Origin of the sequence: Pseudarthrobacter siccitolerans, from assembly GCF_001046895.1 — a bacterium.
Taxonomy (GTDB): Bacteria; Actinomycetota; Actinomycetes; order Actinomycetales; family Micrococcaceae; genus Arthrobacter; species Arthrobacter siccitolerans.
The window spans coordinates 273,449-297,889 of record NZ_CAQI01000046.1 but is presented as its reverse complement, the minus strand read 5'-3'; the positions used below and the strand labels follow the sequence as shown (position 1 = coordinate 297,889).

The following is a 24,441-nucleotide window of genomic DNA, read 5'->3' as shown; positions in this document are numbered from 1 at the left end:
CGGCCTTCCGGACAGTTAGTGAAGATTTTCACAAACTGCTGTATCCTTGAAACTATGGCAACCACCCCAGAGCTCCAGGACCGTCCCAGGGTACTCGTCGTCGGCGGCGGGTACGTCGGCCTGTACGTAGCACTCAAACTGCAGAAGAAGATCGCGAATGCCGGTGGCATCGTCACCCTCGTGGATCCACTGCCCTACATGACCTACCAGCCCTTCCTTCCCGAGGTGGCCGGTGGCAACATCGAGGCACGCCACGCCGTGGTCTCCCACCGCAAGCACCTCCAGCAGACCGAACTGATCCAGGGCCGCGTCACCGGGATCGACCACGCCAACCGCACCGCGGTGGTGGCACCCGCTGACGGCGGCGCGCCTTTCGAGGTTCCCTACTTCGACGTGGTCCTGGCCGCCGGTGCCATCACCCGCACCTTCCCCATCAAGGGCCTCGCGGACAAGGGCATTGGCCTGAAGACCATCGAGGAAGCAGTTGCGCTCCGCAACAAGGTCCTCGAGCGCATTGAAGTCGCCTCCACCATGACCGATCCCGCTGCCCGCGCCAAGGCCCTGACCTTCGTGGTGGTGGGTGGCGGTTTTGCCGGCATCGAGTGCATCACCGAAATGGAGGACCTTGCCCGGGCCGCCGTCCGCAACAACCCGCGCATCAAGCAGGAGGAAGTCCGCTTCGTCCTGGTCGAAGCCATGGGCCGCATCATGCCCGAGGTCACCGCCAAGCAGGCCGAATGGGTTGTGGAGCACCTCCGCAGCCGCGGCATCGAGGTGCTGCTCAACACCTCCCTGGACAGCGCCGAAGGCACCCTCAAGCTCATCAACCTGCCGGACAAGACCCCGGCCCAGGAATTCGAAGCCGATACCCTCGTGTGGACCGCCGGCGTACAGGCCAACCCCATGGTCCGCTCCACCGACTTCCCGGTTGAGCCCCGCGGCCGTGTCCGCGTCCTGCCGGACCTGCGCATCGCCGGTGACGAAGGCATCATCGACAACGCCTGGGCTGCCGGCGACGTCGCCGCTGTCCCGGACCTCACCGGAAAGGGCCTGCCGGACGGCACCTGCGTCCCCAACGCCCAGCACGCACTGCGCCAGGCCAAGCGCCTCGCCAAGAACCTGTGGGCCTCCCGCTGGGACAAGCCGCTCAAGGACTACAAGCACAAGAACCTGGGCGCCGTTGCAGGCTTCGGCGAGTGGAAGGGTGTTGCCAACATCAACCTCGTGGGCAGCATCGGGCTCAAGGGCGGACTCGCCTGGCTGGCACACCGCGGCTACCACGGCCTGGCCATGCCCACCTTCGAGCGCAAGTTCCGCGTGATCTTCAACTGGATCCTCAGCTTCTTCGCAGGCCGCGACACCACGCAGCTGATGGACCTGGACAACCCGCGCGGTGCCTTCGTGGCAGCGGCTGCCCCGGCACCCAAGCCGGCCGCCGCACCCGCCGCCCCGCCGGCAGGCGCCGCAGGCTCGGCGGAAAAGACGAAGGTCGATCCGAAGGAATCCGTGACGGCCAACGCCAAGTAGGACCGGTCCTGGCTTAACGCACGACGGCGGCTATCCCCTTACGGGGGACGGCCGCCGTTTGCGTGGGTGCTTCTTCCGCCTCCTACACTGGCACCATGACTGGCGAGAAAAACCTGCAGGCCCTGCTGGCGGGGATGCGTCCGGTGCAGCGCACCGGTGAGTACGTCTACGTCCTGTGGCCGCACGGGCAGCCGCTGGCAACCGGCATTGAAGCGGCCGTCCGCGAAGCCGAAGGCCTTACCGTGGTGCTGCCCCGTGCCGAGGCGGACAGGGAAGGGCTGTCCTACGACTTCGTGGGCGCCTGGATCACCCTGGAGATCCACTCTGCGCTGGAGGCGGTGGGACTGACCGCCGCGGTCAGCAAAGCCCTCACGGACGCCGGCATCAGCTGCAACGTCCTGGCAGGCTTCCACCACGACCATCTCCTGGTGCCGGTCGCTGACGCACCTCGGGCCCTTGCGGTGCTGGCTGAACTCTCTGCCCGCAGCCGGCAGGGACCGGGCGAGGGGCCGGACATTGGCTGGCTGCAGGGCGATACCCAGGTTCAGGATGGTGGGCGGCCGGTTCCCGGGCTGCAACTGCGCGATGAGGCTCCGGAAGACCGGGACGCGATCCTCGCACTGACAGCAGAGGCGTTCGCCATATCACCGGCCACCGGCCTTCCCGCCGAGGGAGAGCCGGTGGAAGTCAACGTCCTGCGCGAACTGTTCGAGGCCAAGGAATACCTGCCCGGCTTCAGCGTGGTGGCGGTGCTGGACGGCGAGGTGGTGGGCCACGTCATCAGCACCCGCGGATGGGTGGGCAGCCACGAACTCCTTGGCCTTGGCCCCATCGGCGTCACCCCTCGGCTCCAGAGAAGGGGCATCGGCTCTGCGCTGATGAAGGAAACCATTGCCCGGGCCAACGCTGCGGGGGAGAGCGGCATCGCACTCCTGGGCAGCCCGGAGTACTATCCGCGGTTTGGCTTCGTGCCGGCTGCCACGCTCGGCGTCCTCGCGCCGGATGAAGCCTGGGGGGAACACTTCCAGCTCCTGCCGCTCGCACTGTGGCCCGGAGGCGTCCACGGCGTCTTCCGGTATGCCGAACCATTCAACCGCCTCTGACGGGATACCATGGAGCCGTTGCCCCAGTAGCCCAATTGGCAGAGGCAGCGGACTTAAAATCCGCGTGTTGTGGGTTCGAGTCCCACCTGGGGTACAAAATCGTCGTCGCTCCTGGCAGCCGCGACCAAGGGAAGCCGCCCATCTTAGGGGCGGCTTCCTGCGTTTAATTCCGCATATGCAACGACTGTTATATAGATGTGACCTCAGTCACTTATCTTCGCCTGGGATATGCATTAGCTTGAAGCTAAATCAGGAACACCTGATTTTTCGTGTCAAAGGCCGTTCGCACCTTTAGATCGAGGAGCTCGTAAATGACTTTATTCCCCCAAGCGGGAACCCGCGCTGCCAAGCTGACAGTGCTTGGCATCGGCGTCGCCTTTATGGCGACGGCGTGCGGCGGTTCGTCCACACCCACGGCGTCCGAGTCCACCACCGCTGCTGCGGCAGGTATCGCGTGCCCGGCACCTGAGGGCGGCGGGGGCGCGGCCGCATCGCAGACTGCGGAGACAGGTTCCATTCCGCCTTCCACCGGCACCACGGATACACCGCTGCGGATTGGCTCGCTGCTGCCCACCACCGGTTCGCTTGCCTTCCTCGGCCCGCCCGAAATCGCCGGCGTCAACCTTGGCATTGAAGAAGTCAACAAGGCCGGCGGCGTCCTGGGCAAGCCGGTGGAAGTTATCCACCGCGACTCCGGTGACACCAAGACCGATATCGCCACCCAGTCCACGTCCGCACTGCTCGGCCAGGGCGTCAGCGCCGTCATCGGTGCAGCATCCTCGGGCGTTTCCAAGACGGTCATCAACCAGATCACCGGTGCGGGCGTCATCCAGTTCTCGCCGGCCAACACCTCCCCGGACTTCACCACCTGGGATGACAAGGGCCTGTACTGGCGCACCGCACCCTCGGATGTGCTCCAGGGCAAGGTCCTGGGCAACTACATGGCCACCTGCGGTGCGCAGACCGTGGGCATGATTGTCCTGAACGACGCCTACGGCACAGGGCTGGCCAAGAACATCAAGTCCGCCTTTGAATCAGCTGGCGGCCAGGTGGTTGCGGAGGAACTCTTCAACGAGGGCGACACCCAGTTCAGCAGCCAGGTGGACAAGGTCATTGCCGCCAAGCCCGACGCCATCGCCCTGATCACCTTCGACCAGGCCAAGAGCATCGTCCCGCTGATGACCGGCAAGGGTGTCAAACCCACCCAGATGTTCCTGGTGGACGGCAACACCTCCGATTACAGCAAGGACTTCCAGGCCGGTACCCTCAAGGGTGCCCGCGGCACCATCCCGGGCACCTTCGCCCAGGAGGACTTCAAGAAGAAGCTGCTGGCCATCGATCCGGCGCTGAAGGACTACAGCTACGCCGGTGAGTCCTACGACGCCGTCAACCTGATCGCGCTGGCCGCGGAATCGGCAAAGAGCACCAAGGGCGTGGATATCGCAGCCAAGCTCAAGGAAGTCTCTGAGGGCGGCGAGAAGTGCACCTCCTACGCAGCCTGCGTCACGCTGCTCCGCGAGGGCAAGGACGTGGACTACGACGGCCAGTCAGGCCCGGTGACCTTCTCGGACGCCGGTGACCCGACCGAAGCCTACATCGGGATCTACGAGTACCAGGATGACAACAAGTACAAGGCAATCAAGGAAGAGTTCGGCAAGCTCTAACAGCCCTTCCTGAACCAGAACAAAGGGAGCCTCCGTCCAGCTGGACGGAGGCTCCCTTTGTGTTTCCTTCTTGTGATTCTGGCGCCAGGCCTATTCGACGGTGTCGGCCAGGGTGCCGAGGTAGAGCTGAATCACCTTCGGATCCTTCATCAGCTCCCGGCCCGTGCCGGTGTACGCATCCCTGCCCTGGTCCAGGACGTAGCCGCGGTCGCAGATCTGCAGGCAGCGGCGGGCGTTCTGTTCCACCATGATCACGGACACGCCGGCCCGGTTGATCTCATGGACGCGCAGGAAGGTCTCATCCTGCTTGACCGGGGACAGGCCGGCGGATGGCTCGTCCAGCAGCAGTACCGCCGGGTCCATCATCAGGGCCCTGCCCATGGCCACCATCTGGCGCTCTCCGCCGGACAGCGAGCCGGCCCGCTGCGCGCGGCGCTTGCCGAGTTCGGGGAACAGGCCGGTCACGAAGTCGAAGCGCTCAGCGAAGTCCTTGGGCCGCTGGAACATGCCCATCTGGAGGTTTTCCTCGATGGTCAGGGTGGCAAAAACATTGTTGGTCTGCGGAACAAACCCCACGCCGCGGCTCACCAGCTTGTTGGCCTTCAGCCCGGTGATGTCCTGGCCGCGGACCACCACAGTGCCCGAATGGACCTTCACCAGCCCGAACATGGCCTTCAGGAGGGTCGACTTGCCGGCACCGTTGGGGCCGATAATGCCGATGAGTTCGCCTTTGCGGGCCTCAATGCTGCAGCCGTTGAGGATGTTGACCCCCGGCAGGTAGCCGGCCACCAGGTCGGTGACCTTCACCACCGAGTCTCCGTCGATGACCGGCTGGGCGGCGGACGCCGCGCTCGTGCTGCTGCTCATGGGGTGTCCTTCTCTCGGCGCTCTTCACCACTGATGTCCGTGCTGCCATGGCGGCCGGAAATGCCGCCGCCTGCAGGCCGCTCCGTGTCCCTGGGTGTTCCGGTTTCTTCGGCTACCACGTCAAGTGAAATGATGCCCGCGTTTTCGGTTCCCACCACCGACTCTTCGTCACTGACCAGCTCGGCTGCCAGTTCCTTGATGCCCTCGGAGTCGCCAAGGTCCACGTCATGGTGGGCGCCGAGGTAGGCATCAATGACCGCGGGGTTTTTCATCACCTCGGCCGGCGGGCCCTCGGCCACCACCTTGCCCTCAGCCATCACCACCACCCAGTCGGCGATGTGGCGGACCATGTGCATGTCGTGTTCGACGAACAGCACCGTCATGCCTTCCGCCTTGAGGTTCTTGATGTGGTCCAGCAGGGACTGCGTCAAGGCGGGGTTGACGCCGGCCATGGGCTCATCCAGCATCACCAGTTTGGGCCGCACCATCAGGGAGCGCGCCATTTCCAGGAGCTTGCGCTGGCCGCCCGAAAGGGACGCCGCGTAATCGTCCTTTTTGGTGTCCAGCTTGAACTTCTCGAGGAGGACGTCCGCCTCGGCGGTGATTTGTTTCTCCCGGCCGCCCCAGATGCCCTTGAACAAGGCCTTGGCCAGGCTTTCCCCGGGCTGGTTTGACGCGCCGAGCCGCATGTTTTCCATAACGGTCAGTTTGCCCATGACCTTGGTGAGCTGGAAGGTGCGCACCATTCCCATCCGGGCCACCTTGTAGGGGGAGACCCCGGCAATGCTCTTGCCTTCAAACTGCCATTTGCCGCTGTTGGGCGTATCAAAGCCGGTGAGGAGGTTGAATAGTGTGGTCTTGCCTGCTCCGTTGGGACCAATCAGGGCAGTGATCTTATGGCGGGGGATTTCGAGGTATTCGACGTCCACCGCGTTGATGCCGCCGAAGCTTCGGGTCACGTTCTCCGCCACCACGATGGGATCACGCTTCTTGCAGCCTGGTCCGATGTCACCCGCTGCGATGGGCCGGGCATCGGTCATGTAGTCCGGCTCCGCGGAGCCGGGATTGGTTGGTTCCGTGCTGTGCATGCTCATGCGAACGCCAGCTCCTTTTTGTTTCCGAAGACGCCCTGGGGCCTGAAGATCATCAGCAGCATCAGGGCGACGCCCACCAGGATGTAGCGCAGCTGCCCGGCCTGGACCGTGTTGAGCCACGTGACGGCCCCCGACTCGATAAGGCCGTACAGGATGCCCTGGGTCAGCGACAGGACCACCCAGAAGATCATGGCGCCGATCACCGGACCGAGGACCGTGCCCAGGCCGCCGAGCAGGAGGCAGGTGTAAAGGAAGAACGTCAGTTCCGTGCCGTAGTTTGCCGGCTGCACAGCTCCGCGGGGAAGGGTGAACACCATGCCGGCCAGTGCGCCGAGGACGCCGCCGATGATGAGGGCCTGCATTTTGTAGGCGTAGACGTTTTTCCCGAGGGAGCGGACGGCGTTCTCATCTTCGCGGATGCCCTTGAGCACGCGTCCCCAGGGGCTCCGCATCAGCAGCCACACCAGTGTGCAGCAGATGGCCACCAGGGCCCAGCCAACCACGCGGATGAAGAAGTCACGGTTGTTCATCCCGAAGTACGAGCCTTCGGGGAACGGGTTCATGGCGTAGAACCCGCCTTCGAACGCTGCAAGGCCGTTTGCCGAACCCGTCACCGAGGTGAGCTGGTTGGTGGTCACGATGTACCGGACGATTTCGGCTGCCGCGATGGTCACGATGGCCAGGTAGTCGGCGCGCAGCCGCAGCGTGGGGATACCCAGCAGCAGCGCAAAAATCGAGGAGGCAATGATGGCGATCAGCAGCCCGACGAAAAACGGGACGCCGAAGGTGAGCGTGGAGATGGCGAAACCGTAGGCTCCCACCGCCATAAAACCGGCCTGCCCGAAGTTCAGCAGACCGGAGTAGCCGAAATGTACGGCGAGGCCGAGGGCAGCCAGGGCATAGGCCGCCGTCGTCGGGCTGAAAATTTCACCGGCAGCGCTGGCAAGAATAAATCCAAAGTCCATGGCTGTCTCCTAACCCACGCGCTCGCGCCGGCCCAGGATTCCCTGTGGCCGGAACAAAAGGACAACGATCATGATGAAGAGGGCGCCCACGTATTTGAGGTCGGCGGCGAGGCCGAACACGGTGGTGAGCTCCACAAAGATGCCGACGATCACTGACCCGATCAGGGCGCCGAAGACAGTTCCCAGACCGCCCAGCGTGACGCCGGCGAAGATGAGCAGGAGGATGGCCGAACCCATGTCGAAGGTGACGCCGGGGCGGTAGTAGGCCCACAGGATGCCGCCGAGGGCGGCCAGCATGCCGCCGGTGATCCACACGAGGCGGATGACGCCGTCAACGTCGATCCCGGACGCGGCGGCGAGGGCGGGATTGTCCGCCACTGCGCGCGTTGCCTTGCCCAGCCGGGTCTTGAGCAGCACGATGCCGATCAGGGCAATAACTACCGCGCTGATGCCCAGGGACCAGAGGTTGTTCGGCGAGATGGATACCGGCCCCAGCTGGATTTCGGGGCTCTGCGCAAACGGCAGCTGCTGCGTGGCGCCGCCAAAGTAGAACTGGATCACGTAGCGTACCGCCAGTGCCAGGCCGATGCTGACGATCATCATGGGCACCAGTCCGGTGCCCCGGCGCCGCAGCGGCCGCCACAGGCCCCGGTCCTGGGCGTACCCGAACAGGCCGCCGCCCAGCAGGGACAGGATGATCGTGAGCCAGAACGGAAGGCCGATGGCGTTGAACGCAAACACCAGCACCGCGCCGAGCGTCACCATCTCGCCGTGGGCGAAGTTGGTCAGGCCGGTGGTGCCGAAAATCAGTGAAAGGCCCACGGAGGCAAGTGCCAGCAGGAGGCCGAAACTGAGTCCGGCCACGAGCCGGTTGAGAAGGTTCTGCCCGAAGTCCTGCTGCTGCACCACGATGCCTTTGCCGAAGGCGAAGATGACCGACAGGTTGGAGGTCTGGCTGAACGTCACCTCCCGCGGGTTCTCCTGGCCTTCAGCCAGGGTGATGCCCTCCGGCAGGGTGGATTCGTCCAGCTCCACGGTATAAGTGCCCTGCTGCGGCACGCCGATGTTCCAGGATCCGTTCGCCGTGGACTTCGTGGTTCCGGTGAAGTCGCCGCTCTTGGCAGTGATGGTCACGCCGGCCAGGGGTGCGCGGGTGTCGTCACGGAGGAATCCGCTGATGTTGTTCTGGAAGGTCTGGTTCGACGGGGATGGTGTCGGTGCGGGGGAAGCGGCCTGGGATGCCGGTGCGGCCACGAGGAGGATCGCCAGGATGGAAGCACTGATGGCTCCCAGCAGTCTCAGCAATCGGCCGTGTCTTCCGGCCGGCTGGCCTTGGGGTGTACTTCTCAAATTGAAAACCTCCACTTGGGGGCGGTCTCGGCTGCGCCTCTGCAGCCGCTGCGAACGGTCGCAGGACGGGGATGGCACCCACTGGCCCGGCACCCATCACGGTTGTGAGTTCCGTCACCCTGCTTGGCTTATGCTACAGCGCAAAAGAAGGCGCAATTGCTGTGGTTCCGGCCTTGTTGGTAGCGATCGGATAACAACTGCCGGCGCCCGGGCCCCAAGGAAGGCGGCGGCGCCAGGAAAACCTTTGTTGAATAAAGGTGCTTCCTCGAGGGGTACTTCCGGACCGACCTGCCCCCCGGGCACGGGCCGTACGTCACGGTTGGGTTGCACCGCCGTCAGGCCGGGAACTTTTAGCGGCGCATCCGCGTGGAAATTGGTAGCGTGAACTTTAAGGTTCATACCCACCCACCACATGGAGGAAACCCGCAATGGCACTTGGCGGCAACCCGATCTTCAACGGAAAGAGCTTCCGTGGAGCCACCCAGGCACCGCCTGTCCCGCAGGCTCCTTACGGCCAGGCTCCTTACGGCCAGCAGTATGGCCAGCCTTTCGGCCAGCAGGGCTACGGGCAGCAGCCGTATGGCCAGGCCCCCTATGGCCAGCAGGGCTACGGACAGCAGCCCATGACCGACGAGCAGCTGCGGCAGATGTACAACCAGCCTGCAGCAGGCCCGGCTGACACCGGCCGGATGACGTTCGACGACGTCATCGTCAAAACGGCAGCATGCCTTGGCGTTGTGGTGGCCGGCGCAGCCGTCACCATGTTCGTCAGCATGGGCCTCGCGTCACTGCTGATGATTGTTGGCGCCCTGGGCGGTTTTGTGCTGGCCCTGGTCAACACCTTCAAGAAGCAGCCCTCGCCGGCACTCATCCTCGCTTACGCCGGACTGGAAGGCCTGTTCCTTGGCGGCCTGACCCGGATCCTGGACGCGCAGTTCCCCGGCGTCGGCCTGCAGGCCGTGATCGGAACCCTGTCCGTGTTCGCCGTGACGCTGGTGCTGTTCAAGAGCGGCAAGGTCCGGGCAACGCCCAAGGCCATGCGCTTCTTTATGATCGCCCTCATTGGCTACGCAGTGTTTGCCCTGGTCAACATGGTCATGATGATGACCGGCGCCGTGCAGGAGCCGTTCGGCCTGCGCACCCAGGTTGAAATCTTCGGCATCCCGTTGGGTGTGTTCATCGGCCTGCTGGCCATCGGCCTGGCTGCGTTCTCGCTGATCATGGACTTCACCAGCATCGAAGAGGGCGTCCGCAGCGGCGCTCCGCAGCGCTTCTCCTGGACCGCTGCGTTCGGCCTGACCGTCACCCTCGTATGGCTGTACGTGGAAATCATCCGCCTGCTGGCCATCCTCCGCGGGGACGACTAGCTGCCGGGTGACGCACCCGCCGTCGTCCTTTTCTAACGTAGGCCAATAACCAGCTGAGGGCCCCACCACCAGGTGGGGCCCTCAGCTGGTTAACGCGAACTTAGGCGATGCGCAGGGCGCCGGCCGCCGGGGTCACCGTGAAGATCTCCGGCGCCGTGAAGCCGGCGTCGGCAAAGGCCTTGACGACGGCGTCACGCACCTTCTGCTCTGAGCGGGCCGGTGTGAGGGCGATGGCGGCGCCGCCGAAACCGCCACCGGTCATCCGGGCGCCGATGGCGCCGCTGGCGCGGGAAGCCTCCACCGCCAGGTCCAGTTCCGGGCAGGAGATTTCGAAGTCGTCGCGCATCGAGACGTGGCTTGCATCAAGCAGGGCGCCAATGGATGCCGGCCCCCGTGCTGCCAGGAGCTCCACGGTCTGCAGGACCCTGTCGTTCTCGGTGACCACGTGCCGCACCCGGCGGAACGTCACCTCGTCCAGGAGGCCCGAGGCCTCCTCAAGGTCGGCTACCTGGACATCGCGCAGCGCTTTGACTCCGAGGACCTCAGCCCCCAGTTCACAAGACGCGCGCCGGGACGCGTAACCGCCGTCGGCATGCGAATGCGAGACCTTGGTGTCAATCACCAGCATCACCAGGTCCGCCGGTTCCGTTTCGAAGGGAACCAGGCTGACTTCCTGGTTGCGGCAGTCCAGGAACACGGCATGGCCTTTTGATCCGCGCAGCGATGCTGACTGGTCCATGATTCCGGTGGGCGCGCCCACAAAGTCGTTCTCGGCCTGCTGCGTGGCCAGCACCATTTCCTCTGCCTTCAGGCCGGCACCGGTCAGTTCGTTCAGCGCCGAGACGACTGCGCACTCGATGGCATGGGAGGAGGACAGGCCTGCCCCAAGCGGAACATTGGAGTCCAGCAGCAGGTCAATGCCGGGAACGTCGATGCCCCGTTGGCGCAGTGCCCACATGACTCCCAACGGGTACTTGGTCCATCCCTTGGCCAAGCCGGGCTGCAGGGAATCCAGGGATGTGGTCACCATGCCCTGGTCCCCGTACGTGGACAAGAGCCGCACCGTGGAATCGGAACGCACAGCGACGGCCACCCGGGCAGTCCGGTCAATGGCGAAGGGCAGCACAAAACCCTCGTTGTAGTCGGTGTGCTCACCGATCAGGTTGACCCGCCCCGGCGCCTGCCAGATGCCGGCGGGAACGCCGTCAAACTCCCGGGTGAACCGGGCAGCCAGATCTTCGCTGCTGGCCGGTCCGGGCGTGGTGAGAGAATCACGAACGGCGCTCACGCGGTTGCTCCTTCAGGCACGGCTGCCTGGAGGGCAGCGGGGGATGGGGTGGAGGCCGGAACGGTGACGTTGCGCAGCCGCTCGGCCACGCTTTCCGGAGTGGTGTCATTGATGAAGGCGCCCATCGCGGCTTCCGATCCGGCGAGGAACTTCAGTTTGTCGGCAGCCCGGCGCGGCGACGTCAGCTGGAGGTGCAGGTAACTGGCCGGGCGCAGCAGCTCGTCAATCGGCGCCTGGTGCCACGCCGAGATGTACGGCGTGGGGGTGGGGTAGAGGGCGTCCAGGCGCTTGAGCAGGTCCAGGTACACGTGCGCCAGCTCATCCTTCTCCTCCCCGCCCAGCGCCGCCAGGTCCGGAACCTGGCGGTGGGGAACCAGGTGGATCTCCAGTGGCCAGCGGGCAGCGAACGGGACATAGGCGCTGAAGTTCTCACCCTCCAGGACCATGCGGCTGCCGTCCTCGCGTTCGGAGCGCAGCAGCGATCCTGTCAGCGTTTCCTTGCCGCCGGCCGCGTCGTAGAACTTCCGGGCCGCGGCGCCAAGGACCCCGGCCCGCGGGGTCACGTAGGGATAGGCATAAATCTGGCCATGCGGGTGGTGCAGTGTCACGCCAATGTCCGCGCCGCGGTTTTCGAACGGAAACACCTGCTTGATCCCCGGAAGCGCACTCAGGGCTTCGGTGCGCTGGGCCCAGGCCTCGATGACGGTGCGGGAACGCTCCTCGGTCAGGCCGCTGAAGGACCCGGTGTGGGCAGGAGTGAAGGCCACCACCTCACACCGGCCATAGGCGGGCGCCGTTGTTCCCCAGGCAGCGTGGTCCGGGACCGAACCGAGGGCCGGGCCCAGGGACGGGAAGCGGTTCTCGAACACCACCACATCGTAGTCGTCGGCGGGAATCTCTGAGGGGTTGCTGGCCGTAGTGGGGCAGATGGGGCACTGGTCCGCCGGCGGAAGGTGCGTGCGGCTCTGGCGGTGGGCGGCGACGGCAACCCATTCACCAGTCAGGGCATCGAAACGGACTTCTCCCGGTTCACCCCGTGGCGGCAGGCCGCGGTGGTCCGCGGTGGTTTCCGCCGTCCGCGCCTTGGGGGCGTGGGCGTCGTCGAAGTAGATCAATTCCCGGCCGTCGGAGAGCCTGGTGCTGGTGATTCCGGTCATGAACCCTGTCCTTTTAGTGCAGCAACTTATCAATATTGTGCCACATTCCGCTCATAAAAGAATAGAATCAAACAAAAAGTAACACCAGCCGTGATGCAGGCACAGGACATGGGCTGTACGGTATTGCTCATGACTTCCGATGCACCCCTAGAAACCAGCGTTGCTTCAGGCTACCGGGCCTACGCCACGGGCCGGCAGTATGAGCTCCGCCGCGGAGATGCCCTTGCCGTAGTCACTGAGCTGGCCGCAGGACTGCGTCTCTACAGCCGGGGCGGCGTGCAGCTGACGGAGACCTACGGCGATGACCAGATTCCGCCGGGCGGGTGCGGCATCACCCTGGCTCCCTGGGCTAACAGGGTCGAAGACGGACAGTGGTTCCTGGACGGCAAGAAGCAGCAGCTGGCCATCACCGAGGTGGCACGGAACAACGCGAGCCACGGCCTCCTCCGGAACGCCTCCTACGCGCTGGTTGACGAGTCGCAGCACTCGGTCACGCTGGAGGCCGCCATCTTCCCCCAGCACGGCTACCCCTTCCTGGCCCGCCACCGGGTGCAATACTCCCTCGGGGAGGATCTTGGGCTGGAAGTCCGCCAGACCCTGGCCAACGACGCCAAGTCTCCGGCGCCCTTCGTCCTCGGGGCCCACCCGTACCTGCGGCTTGGCGACACCCCCACTGAAGACCTGGTGCTGACGGTTTCCGCTGATACGCAGCTGCTCGCCGACGAGCGCCTCATCCCGCGCAGCAGTGCTCCGGTGCAAGGGGACACCGACTTCCGGGCCGGGGTGCACATTGCGCCGCTGAGCGTGGACGTTGCCTTGACGGGGCTCCGCTTCGAAGGGGGCAGGGCGCGCCACACCCTGGCCGGGCCTGGCGGGGAGCAAGTCAGCCTCTGGCAGGACGAATCCTGCCAGTACGTCCATGTCTATGTCAGTACCATCTACCCCGGCCGGAACCGTGCCGTGGCAGTTGAACCCATGACCGGACCGGCGAATGCCTTCAACTCCGGGGACGGCCTCCGCTGGTTGGCGCCCGGGGAATCGTTCACCATCTCGTGGGGAATCGACTACAGCCCCGGCGCCGCAGGGTAGCAGTTTCCCATTAGGCCACGGCTGCGTAAGTATTAGGCTATGACGCCAGCCGAGGATCCCGTTTCGCCCGACCCTCAACCACCGGTACGGCAACCAACCGCCCCGACGGCCCAGGCTGGTCCGCCGCTGCGCGTACTGACAGACCGTGAACTGGATAAGGACATTCCGTACGGGGTGCGCATTGCAGCGTCGTGGGCATGGCGGCTGGGGCTCATCCTCCTGGTGTGCGGCGCGCTGGTCTGGATCCTGCGGCAAATCAGCTTCCTGATCATCCCGGTGATGGTCGCCGCGCTCCTGGCCGGCCTCCTCAGCCCGGTGACCCGCTGGCTGCGGCGCCGGGGACTGCCCGGCGGCCTCGCAGTGGCCCTGACCGTCCTCGGCTTTATCGGGCTGATCGCCGGATCGCTGGCGCTGGTGGGCAGGCAACTGCTCATCGGATTCGGCGAGCTCTGGTCCCAGGCGCTGGAAGGCGTGAAGCAGGTCCAGGACTGGCTTTCGGCCGGCCCCCTCCACCTGACCGCCGCCCAAATTGACCAGTACGTCAAGGAAGCCACCGATGCGCTGCAGAACAACAGCAGCAGCATCCTCAGTGGCGCCCTGTCCTTTGGCAGCACCGCCGGCCACTTTGCCGCGGGAATGCTCCTGGCGCTGTTCATCCTGATCTTCTTCCTCCTCGAAGGCGACCGCATCTGGGCTTTCCTGGTCCGTCTGCTGCCCAGGAAAGCGCGCGCCGCGACCTTTGGTGCAGGCCGGAAGGGCTGGTCCTCCATGGTCAGCTACGCCCGGATCCAGATGTTCGTCGCGCTGGTGGACGCCGTGGGAATTGGCGTTGGTGCCGCCATCATCGGTGTGCCCCTGGCGCTCCCGCTGGGCGTCCTGGTGTTCATAGGTTCCTTCATCCCCGTGGTGGGCGCCCTGGTGACCGGAGTCATCGCGGTCCTGCTGGCACTCGTGGCCAACGGTCCGGTGAACGCCCTGATCATGCTCGGCATCGTGTTGCTCGTCCAGCAGCTCGAAAGCCACATCCTGCAGCCGCTGGTTATGGGCAAGGCAGTGGCCCTGCACCCGGTGGCGGTGATCCTGTCCGTCGCGGCCGGCTCCTATCTCGCCGGAATTCCCGGTGCGCTGTTCTCGGTACCCATCCTCGCCGTCGCAAATTCGGCCGTTCGCTACATCGCCGCCAGAACGTGGGAACATGAACAGGTGCTGGCAGCGCCGGGCGGCCCTTCGGTTGCCGGCGCCGGCCCGGACAACACCATTAGGCATGTTGATCCGCCGGACGCCCTCAAGGACGGCAACGGCGGCGCAGCCGGCACAAACGCAGAACATCATGGTGCCCGTACCCGCGACGCGGCGCCAGGGCCGAAATTCAGAGGAGATTAGTCCGTGAACATCCTTGAAACCCTTCCCGTCACGCTGGACGATGTCCTGGAGGCGCAGAAGCTGCTCGACGGGATTATTGCGCGGACTCCGGTGGAATCATCACGCGCCCTGGGCAAGCTTGTGGGCGGAGACGTCTACTTCAAGTGCGAGAACCTGCAGCGCGCCGGATCGTTCAAGGTCCGCGGCGCCTACGTCCGCATGGCACGGCTGTCGCCCGAAGAAAAGAAGCGCGGCGTGGTGGCCGCTTCCGCAGGCAACCACGCCCAGGGCGTGGCAGTGGCGGCGAAGAGCCTGGGAATCAAGGCCCGCATCTACATGCCGCTCGGAGTGGCCCTGCCCAAGCTGGCAGCAACCCGCAGCCACGGCGCCGAGGTCATCCTGCACGGCCACAACGTGGACGAGGCGCTGGCCGAAGCCCAGCGCTACAGCAACGAGACCGGAACGGTCTTCGTCCACCCGTTCGACAACGTTGACGTCGTGGCCGGCCAGGGAACCCTGGGACTGGAAATACTGGAGCAGGTGCCCAACGTGGACACCATCCTCATGGGTGTCGGCGGCGGCGGGCTCCTGGCGGGCGTCGCCGTAGCCATCAAGGCGCGGGCCAAGGAACTGGGCCGCGAAATACGCATCATCGGTGTACAGGCGGAGAACGCCGCGGCCTACCCGCCCTCACTTGCTGCAGATGCGCTGGTGCCTTTGAAGAAGGTATCCACCATGGCCGACGGCATCGCCGTGGGCCGGCCGGGCCAGCTGCCGTTCAGCATCATCCGCGAGCTGGTGGACGATGTGGTGACGGTCAGCGAGGACTCCCTGGCCCGCGCGCTGATCTTCCTGCTGGAGCGGGCAAAGATGGTGGTGGAGCCAGCCGGCGCCGTGGGGGTTGCCGCCCTGATGGACGGCAAGATCGAAAACCCCGGAACCACGGCAGTGGTCCTTTCCGGCGGCAACATCGACCCCATGCTGATGCTCAAGGTCATCCAGCGCGGCCTCTCCGCGGCAGGGCGTTACATGACAGTCCGCATGATGCTTGACGACCGCCCCGGTTCGCTGGCCACCATCGCCAGGATCATTGCCGAGAACGACGCGAACGTCACCGGCCTGGACCACACCCGCGTGGGCGGCTCCATCAGCATGGGTGACGTCTCCATCACCGTCAACCTGGAAACCAAGGGCCATGAGCACGGCGAGCAAGTGCTGAGCGCGCTCCGGGCCGAGGGTTTCCAGCCCATCGTGGTCCATTAGGAGGGTTGATGGCCGGACTGGCGCAGAACAGCGGTTTCGGCGACCGGCGGACCCTTGCTGCCCGGGCAAAGGGCGGGCTGCTGGTGCTGGGCAGCTTTGTGGCACTCCTCTTTGTCATCGAACTGTTCAACGCGCTGATGCTGCGCTCGCTCAACCGGACGTTCGGCCTGAGGCCCAGGAGCGCCGACGGGCTGCTGGACATCTTCACCTTCCCGCTGCTGCACGCCAACCTGAACCATCTGCTGTCCAACAGCCTGCCGCTGATAATTTTCGGCTTCCTGGTTTTCCTGTCCGGACTGCGGGTCTTTATGACGGCCCTGGCCTTCAGCTGGCTCGGATCGGGACTGACAGTCTGGCTAATCGGGAACGGCGGCATCACTGTGGGTTCGTCCGGCCTGGTTTTCGGGCTGTTCGCGTTCCTGCTGGTGCGCGGGTTTTTTAACCGCAGCTGGCGGCAGATCCTCCTGGCGGTGGTGCTGTTCATGGGCTACGGCGGCATCCTGCTGGGCGTCCTGCCCTTATTTCCCGGCTACATCTCGTGGCAGGCCCACCTTGGCGGCGCTGCCGGGGGAGTGGTGGCGGCACTGCTCCTGCGCCCCCGGAAGTCCGCGACGGTCAGCGATTTCTGACCGCCGAAGCACGGCGTCTCCTTGCACCAAAGCAAGACGCCGGCCGCCCCTGGGGGGCGGCCGGCGTCTTTGAATGCTCTTGCCGGTATGCGGGTACTGCTATCCGGCGTACGGCTTGGCGGAAAGGATCTCCACTTTGATGTCCTTGCCGTTGGGCGCCGTGTAGCTGAGCGTTTCGCCTTCCTTGTGGCCAAGGATGGCAGCGCCCAGCGGTGACTTTTCGCTGAAGACGTCGATATCGGAATCACCGGCGATTTCGCGTGAGCCGAGCAGGAAGGTTTCTTCGTCGCCGGCGATCCTGGCAACCACGATCATGCCGGGCTCCACGATTCCGTCATCGGCCGGAGACTCACCCACGTGCGCGTCGCGGAGCAGCGCCGTCAGTTGGCGGATGCGGGCTTCGATCTTGCCCTGCTCCTCCTTGGCTGCGTGGTAGCCGCCGTTTTCCTTCAGGTCCCCCTCTTGCCGGGCCTGGTCAATCTTCTGGACGATTTCCGCGCGGCCAGGGCCGGAAAGGTGGTCCAGCTCTGCCTTCAGGCGGTCAAAAGCTTCCTGGGTGAGCCAGGCTGCAGCTGCGCTGTTGGTGGTAGACACGGACTTCTCCTCTAATGGTCCTACATGCAAAAGACCCCGCCACGGTGGCCACTTGTGGAACAGTAACCAGCTCAGCGGGGTAAAGGTATTGCTCCATTGTAGTCAATCCTGTGGATTTACCCAACGTGGGAGCGGCGCGGATCACATCTTCCGGCCTGAACCGTCCGGAATCCAGCAGCTGTCCACCACCCCGGACACGGCGAGGGACTCCGTGCGGACGGACACGCGCTGAGAAACTGTCCGCCCGCCGTCGGCTGTTTCCTCTGCCTGCGACGGCGGAACGTCCACCACTTTCCAGCCCACCACGGCGAATTTGGAGTCCAGCGCCTTGATGGCACACTGCACGGCCGTTCCCGGCTCCCTTGTCACCTGGAAATCCACCTCCGCCACGGTGGCGTCCGTCGTGGCGTAGCCGATGTCCTTGAAGCTCACGCTGGAGAGGGAATTCGATGTGGAGACCCATGCCATGAATCCGATGCCGGCGGCCAGGCCAACACCGCCGATGGCCCGCTTGGCGGCAGGGGAGAGCCTGCGCTTTTTAGCGCCATAACGATTGGCTAGGCTAGTGTTCGCGGGCTCCGAGGGGGCCGGCTGGTCCGGGGAAGTCACCAGACCAGTTTAGTGCCCTTCCCCGGGGGACTCAGCGGCCGGCAGCGTGCCGGCGCAAGCCAGCCGCCCGCCGAGCCATACGAACAGCCGCCACAAGCCGACATATGAAGAATTAAGGAGCAGTCCTTCGATGACAGCGTCCAGTAACGCCCCGAAGGGGGAGCACAGCCCGCTCCGGCTGCTCGCCGTCCACGCCCACCCGGATGACGAATCCAGCAAGGGTGCCGCCACCATGGCGAAGTACGCTGCCGAAGGGGTGGAAGTCATGGTGGCCACCTGCACCGACGGGTCACGGGGGGACATCCAGAACCCTGCAGTGGAAGATGCGCCCCATCCCAAACGTGACATGGCAGGCGCCCGCCGGTTGGAAATGGAACGGGCCGCGAAAATCCTGGGCATCAAGCAGCGGTGGCTGGGCTTTGTGGATTCGGGCCTGCCCGAAGGAGATCCGCTGCCGCCTCTGCCGGCGGGATCGTTCGCCACGTTGCCGCTGCACCAAGCTGCCGCCCCGTTGGTGCGCCTGGTCCGGTCCTTCAAGCCGCACGTGATCCTCAGCTACGACGAAAACGGCGGCTACCCCCACCCGGACCACATCATGGCCCACCGCGTAGCCGTTGAAGCCTTCGAGGCGGCCGGGGACCCCGCCCGCTACCCGGACGCCGGCGGACCCTGGGAGCCCAGCAAGCTGTACTACGACCGGGCCTTCAGCCCCGAGCGTTTCCGTGCCCTGCATTTCGCCCTGGAGGAGGCGGGCCTTCAGTCGCCGTACGCGGAGCGGCTCGCGGCGTGGCTGGAGTCCGACGCCGAGGGCCACACGCCGCCGCCCGCACCGCATCCCACCACCACGCAGGTGGACTGCGGGGACTTCTTCGAAGTCCGCGATGATGCCTTGCGGGCGCACAGCACGCAGGTGGACCCGCTGGGGTTCTTCTTCGCTGTATCGCCGGAGATGCAGCGGCGGGCATGGCCGTGGGAGGACTACTCGCTGATTAGTTCCCGGGTGCCCTCCGGGCTGCCCGAGAAGGACCTGTTCGCGGGACTAAGATAGAACCGACAGGCAATTTCTATGCCGCGTAGAAGAAGCGTCCGGAGTCCGGGTTGCTGTATCTGCTGCCTGCCGACACCCGTTCCATAGAAGGTATTCAACGTGCAAAGTCTGCTCCTCAGCCTGGCCACCACGCCCGCGCCCCAGCCCACACCGTCGCTGCGCGAGGGCATCACCCAGGACCAGGTGACACCGGGACTCCTGGGCTTCATCATGACGGCCTTCTTTGTGGTGGCCACGGCACTGCTCATCGTGGACATGGTCCGGCGGATCAGGCGGGTCCGGTACCGCGCCCAGGTGGAGGAGGAGCGCATTGCGGCGGCTTCGGCTGCGGACATCGAAGCGGCCGAGGCTGCAGAGGCGGGATCCGCCGCTGCGGGGCCGTTGGCAGGTCCGGCGGACGGTTTTGCTGCCGGTTCAGCCTCCGGGGATTCCCTTCAGGGGCCGGCCGACGGCGGCACGGACGCCGGTCCCGGGACCCGCCGCCACTAATTGGCTAGCTGGGCACGGCTGCTCGGCTAGCTGAGTACGGCGAGAGCTATTGCCGTGAAGTGCGCGGCGAACGCAACCACGGTCAAGGCGTGGAACAGTTCGTGGAAGCCGAAGTGGTGGTAGCTGAAGTTCGGCTTTTTCAGCGCGTAAAAGACAGCGCCGGTGATGTAGAGAATCCCGCCCACGCAAATGAGGACGGCGGCAGGAATGCTCGCCTGGAAGAACTGCGGGAGATAAAACAGCGCTCCGCAGCCCAGCGCGATGTAGATCGGAACATAAAGCCAGCGCGGCGCATCGGTCCACAACAGCCGGAACAGCACGCCCAGAATGGCGCCGGACCAGATAACCCACAGCAGCAGGACAGCCTGGGGCCGTTCCAGCAGGGTCCAGGCCAGCGGAGTGTAGCTCCCGGCGATCACCAGCATGATGTTGGTGTGGTCCAGCCGCTTGAGGACCATCTTCACCTTCGGGGACCAGTTGCCGCGGTGGTAGACGGCACTGATGCCGAACAGCATCACGCCGGTGGCCGCGTACACGGCTGACGTGATCTTGCGGTCCACGGTGGGGGCCAGTGCCACAAGGACGGCTCCAGCCACCAGGGCCAGCGGCGCGGTCACGGTATGGATCCACCCGCGCCACTTCGGCTTGATCATCAGGAGCCCGGCCAGCCGGACGGCGGCATCGTCCACGGCGTTCGATTCGGAGCCGGTTCCAGCGCTTGCGCTGCCGTTCGGTTGCGGCGCCCGCGAAGCGTCCGGGGTGTCGCTGTTCATGGGTCCAGAGTAACTTACGCCCCGGTAAGTTACCCACGGGTAGTAACGGGTGGCCTATGGATTCCGCTCCCGCCGGGAACGCAGGTTCCGTTACGGACGGTAGCCTAGGATGTGCAAAGCCGAACGTACAGCAAGGAAGTCAGGTGAGAGAACGCGTGGAGTTGCCCGGGTTCCTCTACGGCTTTTACGAGCGCAGGCTGCTGAAGGACCTCGCCCGCGACCGCATTCCCCGGCACATCGGGGTCATGGTGGACGGCAACCGGCGCTGGGCCAAGCAGTTCAATGCCCCCACCAGCCAGGGCCACCAGGCCGGTGCGGACAAGATCCACGAGTTCCTTGGCTGGTGCCAGGAGCTTGGCATCAAAGTAGTCACGCTCTACATGCTGTCCACGGACAACATGAACAGGTCCAGCGAAGAGCTCGACCTGCTGATGGGCATCATCGCCAACACTTTGGACCGGCTGGACGAGGACGCCAACATCTCCGTCCACGCCATGGGTGCGCCCGAACTGCTGCCGGACTATCTGGCCGAGCGCCTCAACAAGCTGACCGCACGCACCCCGGTCCGGGAAAAAATCCACGTCAATGTTGCTGTGGGCTACGGCGGGCGGCGGGAAATAGTTGATGCGGTCCGCGAACTGCTGCACGATGCCGTGGCCAAAGGCAAGGACATCGGAGAACTGGCAGACGAGCTCTGCGTGGACGACATCTCCAGGTTCCTCTACACCCGCGGCCAGCCCGATCCGGACCTGGTGATCCGCACGTCCGGCGAACAGCGCCTTTCCGGGTTCCTGATGTGGCAGAGCGCCTACAGCGAGTTCTACTTTTGCGAGGCGCTGTGGCCCGCCTTCCGCAAGGTCGATTTCCTGCGCGCGCTGCGCGATTACGCAGGCAGGCAGCGGCGCTTCGGCGCCTGACATTCCCGGTTTACCGCGTGTTCACGCGGCCGCAACAAGAATCGCCGCGTAATGGTTGCGGAAATTACTTCCGATGGATTTACGTTATATCCATCAGCAGGCAAAACCGCCGGCTGATCGGGGAGGCCAGTACATGGAGCGAGACATCGCACCGGTTGTATGGGAGGCCGGACCCGGCCTCATGGCCGAGCCGGCTCACCACTAACACATCCGGGCTTGTGCCCGGGGCTGGAGTCGATGTGGCTACTTCTGAACAACTGCCCGCGGTCCTTTCCGACCAGGGAGAGAAAGCTACCTCTCGCGCCATGCGAGCCACCTTAGAAACCGGTGCAGCGGAAGAAACCGCGGCCGGTTTTGCTGTTCCTGGAAGGGAAGCCACCATCCACACCTTTGTGATCGACACCTCCGTCCTGCTCTCGGACCCCCGCGCCCTGCTGCGCTTTGCGGAGCATGAGGTTGTGGTTCCGGTTGTGGTCATCACCGAGCTTGAGGCCAAGCGGCACGATCCCGAACTTGGCTACTTCGCGCGCAAGGCACTCCGGCTCCTCGACGACCTGCGCGTCAAACACGGTGGACTGAACCAGCCCATTCCGATCGGTGATGACGGCGGCACCCTGGTGGTGGAACTGAACCACATTTCCTCGGAGGTGCTGCCGCTGGGCTTCCGCAGCGGGGACAACGACAGCCGCATTCTCGCCGTCGCGAAGAACCTCGCGAATGAAGGCCGGGACGTCACGGTGGTGTCCAAGGACCTGCCCATGCGCGTCAAGGCCTCGGCGATGGGGCTCACCGCCGACGAATACCGCAACGAGCTGGTGAAGGATTCGGGCTGGACCGGTGTGGCCGAGGTGGAGGCCGGCGAGCAGGAGATCAACACGCTTTACGGCCACGAGCCCGTCTTCATCCCGGCAGCGGCTGAGCTGCCGGTCAACACCGGGCTGGTGCTGCTGTCCAACCGGGGCTCTGCCCTGGGCCGTGTCGGCCCCGACAAGCAGGTCCGCCTGGTGAAGGGCGACCGGGACGTTTTCGGCCTGCACGGACGGTCCGCGGAACAGCGGCTGGCCATCGACATGCTGATGGATCCCGCCGTCGGCATCGTTTCCATCGGCGGCCGGGCAGGAACCGGCAAGTCGGCGCTGGCCCTGTGCGCCGGCCTGGAGGCTGTCCTGGAACGCCGCGAGCACCGCAAGGTGATTGTGTTCCGGCCGCTCTACGCCGTGGGCGGGCAGGAACTGGGCTACCTTCCGGGCTCGGAGTCCGAGAAGATGAACCCCTGGGCGCAGGCCGTTTTTGACACCCTCGGCGCGCTGGTGAGCCAGGAAGTGGTGGAGGAGGTCATGGACCGCGGCATGCTCGAGGTTATGCCCCTCACCCACATCCGCGGCCGCTCCCTCCACGACGCCTTCGTGATTGTGGATGAGGCCCAGTCGCTCGAAAAGAACGTACTGCTGACGGTCATGAGCCGGATCGGCCAGAACTCGAAGATCGTCCTCACCCACGACGTCGCCCAGCGTGACAACCTCCGCGTCGGACGCCATGACGGAATCGCCGCCGTCGTCGAAACCCTGAAAGGACACCCGCTCTTCGGCCACATCACACTGACCCGCTCCGAACGCTCGCCGATCGCAGCCCTGGTGACGGAACTGCTCGAAGGTTAAGCGGGGGTGCCCGGGTGCCCCTTCCTCTGCGTGCTGGCTCGTTCCTCGCCTCTGACGCACGCTGCCGGAAGGCGCACCCGGGCACCAGGTCCCGTCAGTCGCCGATCTTGAGGAACTTCGCCGCTGCTTCGTGGCCCTCTACCTGCAGGGTCCAGTCGGGGCGTTTGAAGGATTCCGGGGTGAGGCGGACGTGTTGGACGGTTTCGACTTTTGGGCCCCAGGCCTTCCGGGTGATGCCGTTCAACTCGTAGCCGAGGGCGCGGGAGACGCCGAGGGAGGCCTCATTCCAGAGGGCAGCTTCCGATTCGGCTGCTTCTGCGTCCAGCCAGTCGAAGGCGTAGAGTGCGACGGCGGCGCGCATCTCCTTGCCCAGGCCCTGGCCCTGCACGGACTGCTTGAGCCATGAGCCGGTGCTGACTGTCTTCAGCCTGGCGAAGTCCTTGGCGCCGACGTCCTGGCAGCCAACGAACCTGCCGTCGTGCCAGATCCCGAGCAGCAGGGTCCACGCCTCCGGTGTGAACTCCGCCCGGCAGCGCCAATACCAGCGGGCCATGTTGGGCCCGAGCTCCTCCGCCGGGAGCTCCGTCCAAGGGGTGCTGAACGGGTTCCGGCCGGCGTCGTGAATACCGCTGCGGGCAGCCTCCACGGCGGCCGGGATGTCCTCATCCCTGATGGGGCGGAGTTCAAGGCGGGGAGTGGCCAGCCGAAGGCCAAAAAGTGGCCAGACGTCACTTATTGTTGTCATTCGCGAAGCCTAGCCGACGGCCGCATCCAGGGCTTGCCATCCTCAGGCGGGGATCTCCCAGCTGATGTGCTGGCGGACATCGGTGAGGCTCATTGACTGGGCGACGAACAGGTCGTCCAGCATGTATTCGTCCACTGCGAGGATGCGCAGCCAATGGCCGTATTCCTCGGTCCCTGGTTCCAGTGACTGGCTTGCCACGCATACACCCGTTCCCAGATCCACCCGGATCCGGGACCTTCCAGGCAGGCACAGCGGCGAGGCTGGATAGGCCGGGTGATATGCGGCCGTGGGGCTCACCACTGCTTCCAGGACCGGGCGGCCCTCGTGGTTCCGGGAGCTGACCCCATGGACTTCCACGGTATTGCTGCCGGGGAATTCGATGGGCACCGGCGCGTTGCCGGCCAGTTCCACCGGGTCCAGGGCCGCGGCGAACCGGCCGTTGCCGAAGCCCGGTTCGCCGTAGGCTGCTTCCGGGCGGCGCCGGACCAGGCCCTGGTCGTCGTAAACGGGCGTCACCAGGTGCGGTGGAAGGAGCCAGGACTTCCGGGTGGCGCTGACGTAGAGGCCATCCTTGGAATCATTGATTCCGGTGGTGCTGTGCAGGACGAGTCCGTCCGCGGTTTCGAGCCGGAGGGCGCCGGGGCGGCGCAGCCATGCCCGGACCAGGGGCGCTGCCGGGCTGGGCGCTTCGGTAAAGGGCTCATCCCAGTATTCAAAGCGCAGGGACTGCCACTTCCAGGGCGAGGACCTGCACAGATTCCGGAAAAGGGCAGGATCCGCGGCGGCTGAACTGCTGTCCGGATTTATCCGGTGCCGGGAGTCCCAGGTCGCCATATCCACAGTTTACGCGCGGGCGGTGCGCGCGGGAGCGGAAATCCAGTAG

General features: G+C 65.1%; 23 protein-coding genes and 1 tRNA gene. 13 read left to right on the top strand and 11 right to left on the bottom strand.

Features of this window, described 5'->3' with window-relative positions; translation table 11 throughout:
• Nucleotides 1-54: 54 nt before the first annotated feature.
• The 4 genes from ARTSIC4J27_RS14550 (at nt 55) to ARTSIC4J27_RS14535 (ending at nt 4,294) form a co-directional block, all read left to right on the top strand.
• Nucleotides 55-1,527 carry an NAD(P)/FAD-dependent oxidoreductase gene (locus tag ARTSIC4J27_RS14550; RefSeq protein WP_050055898.1) on the top strand — a complete coding sequence of 491 codons (1,473 nt, stop codon included), beginning with the start codon at nt 55-57 and terminating at the stop codon, nt 1,525-1,527.
• A 95-nt stretch (nt 1,528-1,622) separates the two neighbouring features.
• Nucleotides 1,623-2,630 (top strand): N-acetyltransferase, encoded by a 1,008-nt coding sequence (locus tag ARTSIC4J27_RS14545; RefSeq protein WP_050055897.1) that lies wholly within the window; start codon nt 1,623-1,625, stop codon nt 2,628-2,630.
• 20 nt (nt 2,631-2,650) lie between these two features.
• Nucleotides 2,651-2,724 (top strand) — tRNA-Leu (locus ARTSIC4J27_RS14540).
• Nucleotides 2,725-2,941: 217 nt separating this feature from the next.
• Nucleotides 2,942-4,294: an ABC transporter substrate-binding protein gene (locus ARTSIC4J27_RS14535; RefSeq protein WP_050055896.1), complete on the top strand. Its 1,353-nt coding sequence runs from the start codon at nt 2,942-2,944 to the stop codon at nt 4,292-4,294.
• Between the two features lie 90 nt (nt 4,295-4,384).
• Here the strand turns inward: ARTSIC4J27_RS14535 and ARTSIC4J27_RS14530 are convergent, their stop codons facing one another.
• The 4 genes from ARTSIC4J27_RS14530 to ARTSIC4J27_RS14515 are packed head-to-tail and all read right to left on the bottom strand — an operon-like array spanning nt 4,385 to nt 8,525.
• A complete protein-coding gene (locus ARTSIC4J27_RS14530; protein ID WP_050055895.1) occupies nt 4,385-5,161 on the bottom strand; it encodes an ABC transporter ATP-binding protein in 777 nt (258 codons plus the stop codon).
• The gene (locus tag ARTSIC4J27_RS14525; protein ID WP_050055894.1) at nt 5,158-6,255 is read right to left on the bottom strand and encodes an ABC transporter ATP-binding protein; all 1,098 of its coding nucleotides are present in this window, start codon (nt 6,253-6,255) and stop codon (nt 5,158-5,160) included. The genes ARTSIC4J27_RS14530 and ARTSIC4J27_RS14525 overlap by 4 nt, the downstream gene beginning before the upstream one ends.
• Nucleotides 6,252-7,220, bottom strand: a complete 969-nt coding sequence (locus tag ARTSIC4J27_RS14520; RefSeq protein WP_050055893.1) for a branched-chain amino acid ABC transporter permease — start codon at nt 7,218-7,220, stop codon at nt 6,252-6,254. The genes ARTSIC4J27_RS14525 and ARTSIC4J27_RS14520 overlap by 4 nt, the downstream gene beginning before the upstream one ends.
• A 9-nt stretch (nt 7,221-7,229) precedes the next feature.
• Nucleotides 7,230-8,525 (bottom strand): branched-chain amino acid ABC transporter permease, encoded by a 1,296-nt coding sequence (locus ARTSIC4J27_RS14515; RefSeq protein WP_235436685.1) that lies wholly within the window; start codon nt 8,523-8,525, stop codon nt 7,230-7,232.
• Between the two features lie 473 nt (nt 8,526-8,998).
• Between ARTSIC4J27_RS14515 and ARTSIC4J27_RS14510 the strand changes: the two genes are divergently transcribed.
• Nucleotides 8,999-9,937 carry a Bax inhibitor-1/YccA family protein gene (locus ARTSIC4J27_RS14510; RefSeq protein WP_050055891.1) on the top strand — a complete coding sequence of 313 codons (939 nt, stop codon included), beginning with the start codon at nt 8,999-9,001 and terminating at the stop codon, nt 9,935-9,937.
• A gap of 100 nt (nt 9,938-10,037) precedes the next feature.
• Here the strand turns inward: ARTSIC4J27_RS14510 and galK are convergent, their stop codons facing one another.
• Nucleotides 10,038-11,225, bottom strand: coding sequence for a galactokinase (gene galK, locus ARTSIC4J27_RS14505; protein WP_083435473.1), 1,188 nt, complete (start codon nt 11,223-11,225; stop codon nt 10,038-10,040).
• Complete coding sequence (gene galT, locus ARTSIC4J27_RS14500; RefSeq protein WP_050055890.1) at nt 11,222-12,382, bottom strand: galactose-1-phosphate uridylyltransferase; 1,161 nt, start codon at nt 12,380-12,382, stop codon at nt 11,222-11,224. Before galT ends, galK begins: the two co-directional genes overlap by 4 nt.
• Nucleotides 12,383-12,511: 129 nt before the next feature.
• On the opposite strand from galT, the gene ARTSIC4J27_RS14495 reads away from it, so the two are divergent.
• Genes ARTSIC4J27_RS14495 through ARTSIC4J27_RS14480 form a run of 4 tightly spaced genes read left to right on the top strand, consistent with a single transcriptional unit; the run spans nt 12,512 to nt 16,725 of the window.
• Nucleotides 12,512-13,471, top strand: a complete 960-nt coding sequence (locus tag ARTSIC4J27_RS14495) for an aldose 1-epimerase family protein (RefSeq protein ID WP_152683879.1) — start codon at nt 12,512-12,514, stop codon at nt 13,469-13,471.
• 39 nt (nt 13,472-13,510) lie between these two features.
• Entirely contained in the window at nt 13,511-14,854 is a 1,344-nt protein-coding gene (locus ARTSIC4J27_RS14490; RefSeq protein WP_083435472.1) for an AI-2E family transporter, read from the top strand.
• Nucleotides 14,855-14,857: 3 nt separating this feature from the next.
• A complete protein-coding gene (gene ilvA, locus ARTSIC4J27_RS14485) occupies nt 14,858-16,096 on the top strand; it encodes a threonine ammonia-lyase (RefSeq protein ID WP_050055889.1) in 1,239 nt (412 codons plus the stop codon).
• An 8-nt stretch (nt 16,097-16,104) separates the two neighbouring features.
• Nucleotides 16,105-16,725 (top strand): rhomboid family intramembrane serine protease, encoded by a 621-nt coding sequence (locus ARTSIC4J27_RS14480; protein WP_050055888.1) that lies wholly within the window; start codon nt 16,105-16,107, stop codon nt 16,723-16,725.
• A 99-nt stretch (nt 16,726-16,824) separates the two neighbouring features.
• Here ARTSIC4J27_RS14480 and greA read toward each other — a convergent pair whose 3' ends face one another.
• Together greA and ARTSIC4J27_RS14470 are read right to left on the bottom strand one after the other, a co-directional pair.
• Nucleotides 16,825-17,319, bottom strand: coding sequence for a transcription elongation factor GreA (gene greA, locus ARTSIC4J27_RS14475; protein ID WP_050055887.1), 495 nt, complete (start codon nt 17,317-17,319; stop codon nt 16,825-16,827).
• Nucleotides 17,320-17,460: 141 nt separating this feature from the next.
• Complete coding sequence (locus ARTSIC4J27_RS14470; protein WP_050055886.1) at nt 17,461-17,928, bottom strand: DUF4307 domain-containing protein; 468 nt, start codon at nt 17,926-17,928, stop codon at nt 17,461-17,463.
• Between the two features lie 130 nt (nt 17,929-18,058).
• Here ARTSIC4J27_RS14470 and mca point away from each other — a divergent pair, with 130 nt between their 5' ends.
• Nucleotides 18,059-18,976, top strand: coding sequence for a mycothiol conjugate amidase Mca (gene mca / locus ARTSIC4J27_RS14465; RefSeq protein WP_050055885.1), 918 nt, complete (start codon nt 18,059-18,061; stop codon nt 18,974-18,976).
• A gap of 99 nt (nt 18,977-19,075) precedes the next feature.
• On the top strand, nt 19,076-19,465 hold the full coding sequence (locus ARTSIC4J27_RS14460; protein WP_050055884.1) for a hypothetical protein: 390 nt from the start codon (nt 19,076-19,078) through the stop codon (nt 19,463-19,465).
• Between the two features lie 26 nt (nt 19,466-19,491).
• On the opposite strand, the gene trhA is transcribed toward ARTSIC4J27_RS14460, so the two are convergent.
• Nucleotides 19,492-20,238, bottom strand: a complete 747-nt coding sequence (trhA, locus tag ARTSIC4J27_RS14455; protein WP_235436684.1) for a PAQR family membrane homeostasis protein TrhA — start codon at nt 20,236-20,238, stop codon at nt 19,492-19,494.
• A 155-nt stretch (nt 20,239-20,393) separates the two neighbouring features.
• On the opposite strand from trhA, the gene ARTSIC4J27_RS14450 reads away from it, so the two are divergent.
• On the top strand, nt 20,394-21,155 hold the full coding sequence (locus tag ARTSIC4J27_RS14450) for an isoprenyl transferase (protein ID WP_050055883.1): 762 nt from the start codon (nt 20,394-20,396) through the stop codon (nt 21,153-21,155).
• 239 nt (nt 21,156-21,394) lie between these two features.
• Nucleotides 21,395-22,813, top strand: coding sequence for a PhoH family protein (locus tag ARTSIC4J27_RS14445; protein ID WP_050055882.1), 1,419 nt, complete (start codon nt 21,395-21,397; stop codon nt 22,811-22,813).
• 94 nt (nt 22,814-22,907) lie between these two features.
• On the opposite strand, the gene ARTSIC4J27_RS14440 is transcribed toward ARTSIC4J27_RS14445, so the two are convergent.
• Nucleotides 22,908-23,558 carry a GNAT family N-acetyltransferase gene (locus ARTSIC4J27_RS14440; RefSeq protein ID WP_050055881.1) on the bottom strand — a complete coding sequence of 217 codons (651 nt, stop codon included), beginning with the start codon at nt 23,556-23,558 and terminating at the stop codon, nt 22,908-22,910.
• Between the two features lie 42 nt (nt 23,559-23,600).
• On the bottom strand, nt 23,601-24,392 hold the full coding sequence (locus tag ARTSIC4J27_RS14435; protein WP_050055880.1) for a hypothetical protein: 792 nt from the start codon (nt 24,390-24,392) through the stop codon (nt 23,601-23,603).
• Nucleotides 24,393-24,441: the final 49 nt, after the last annotated feature.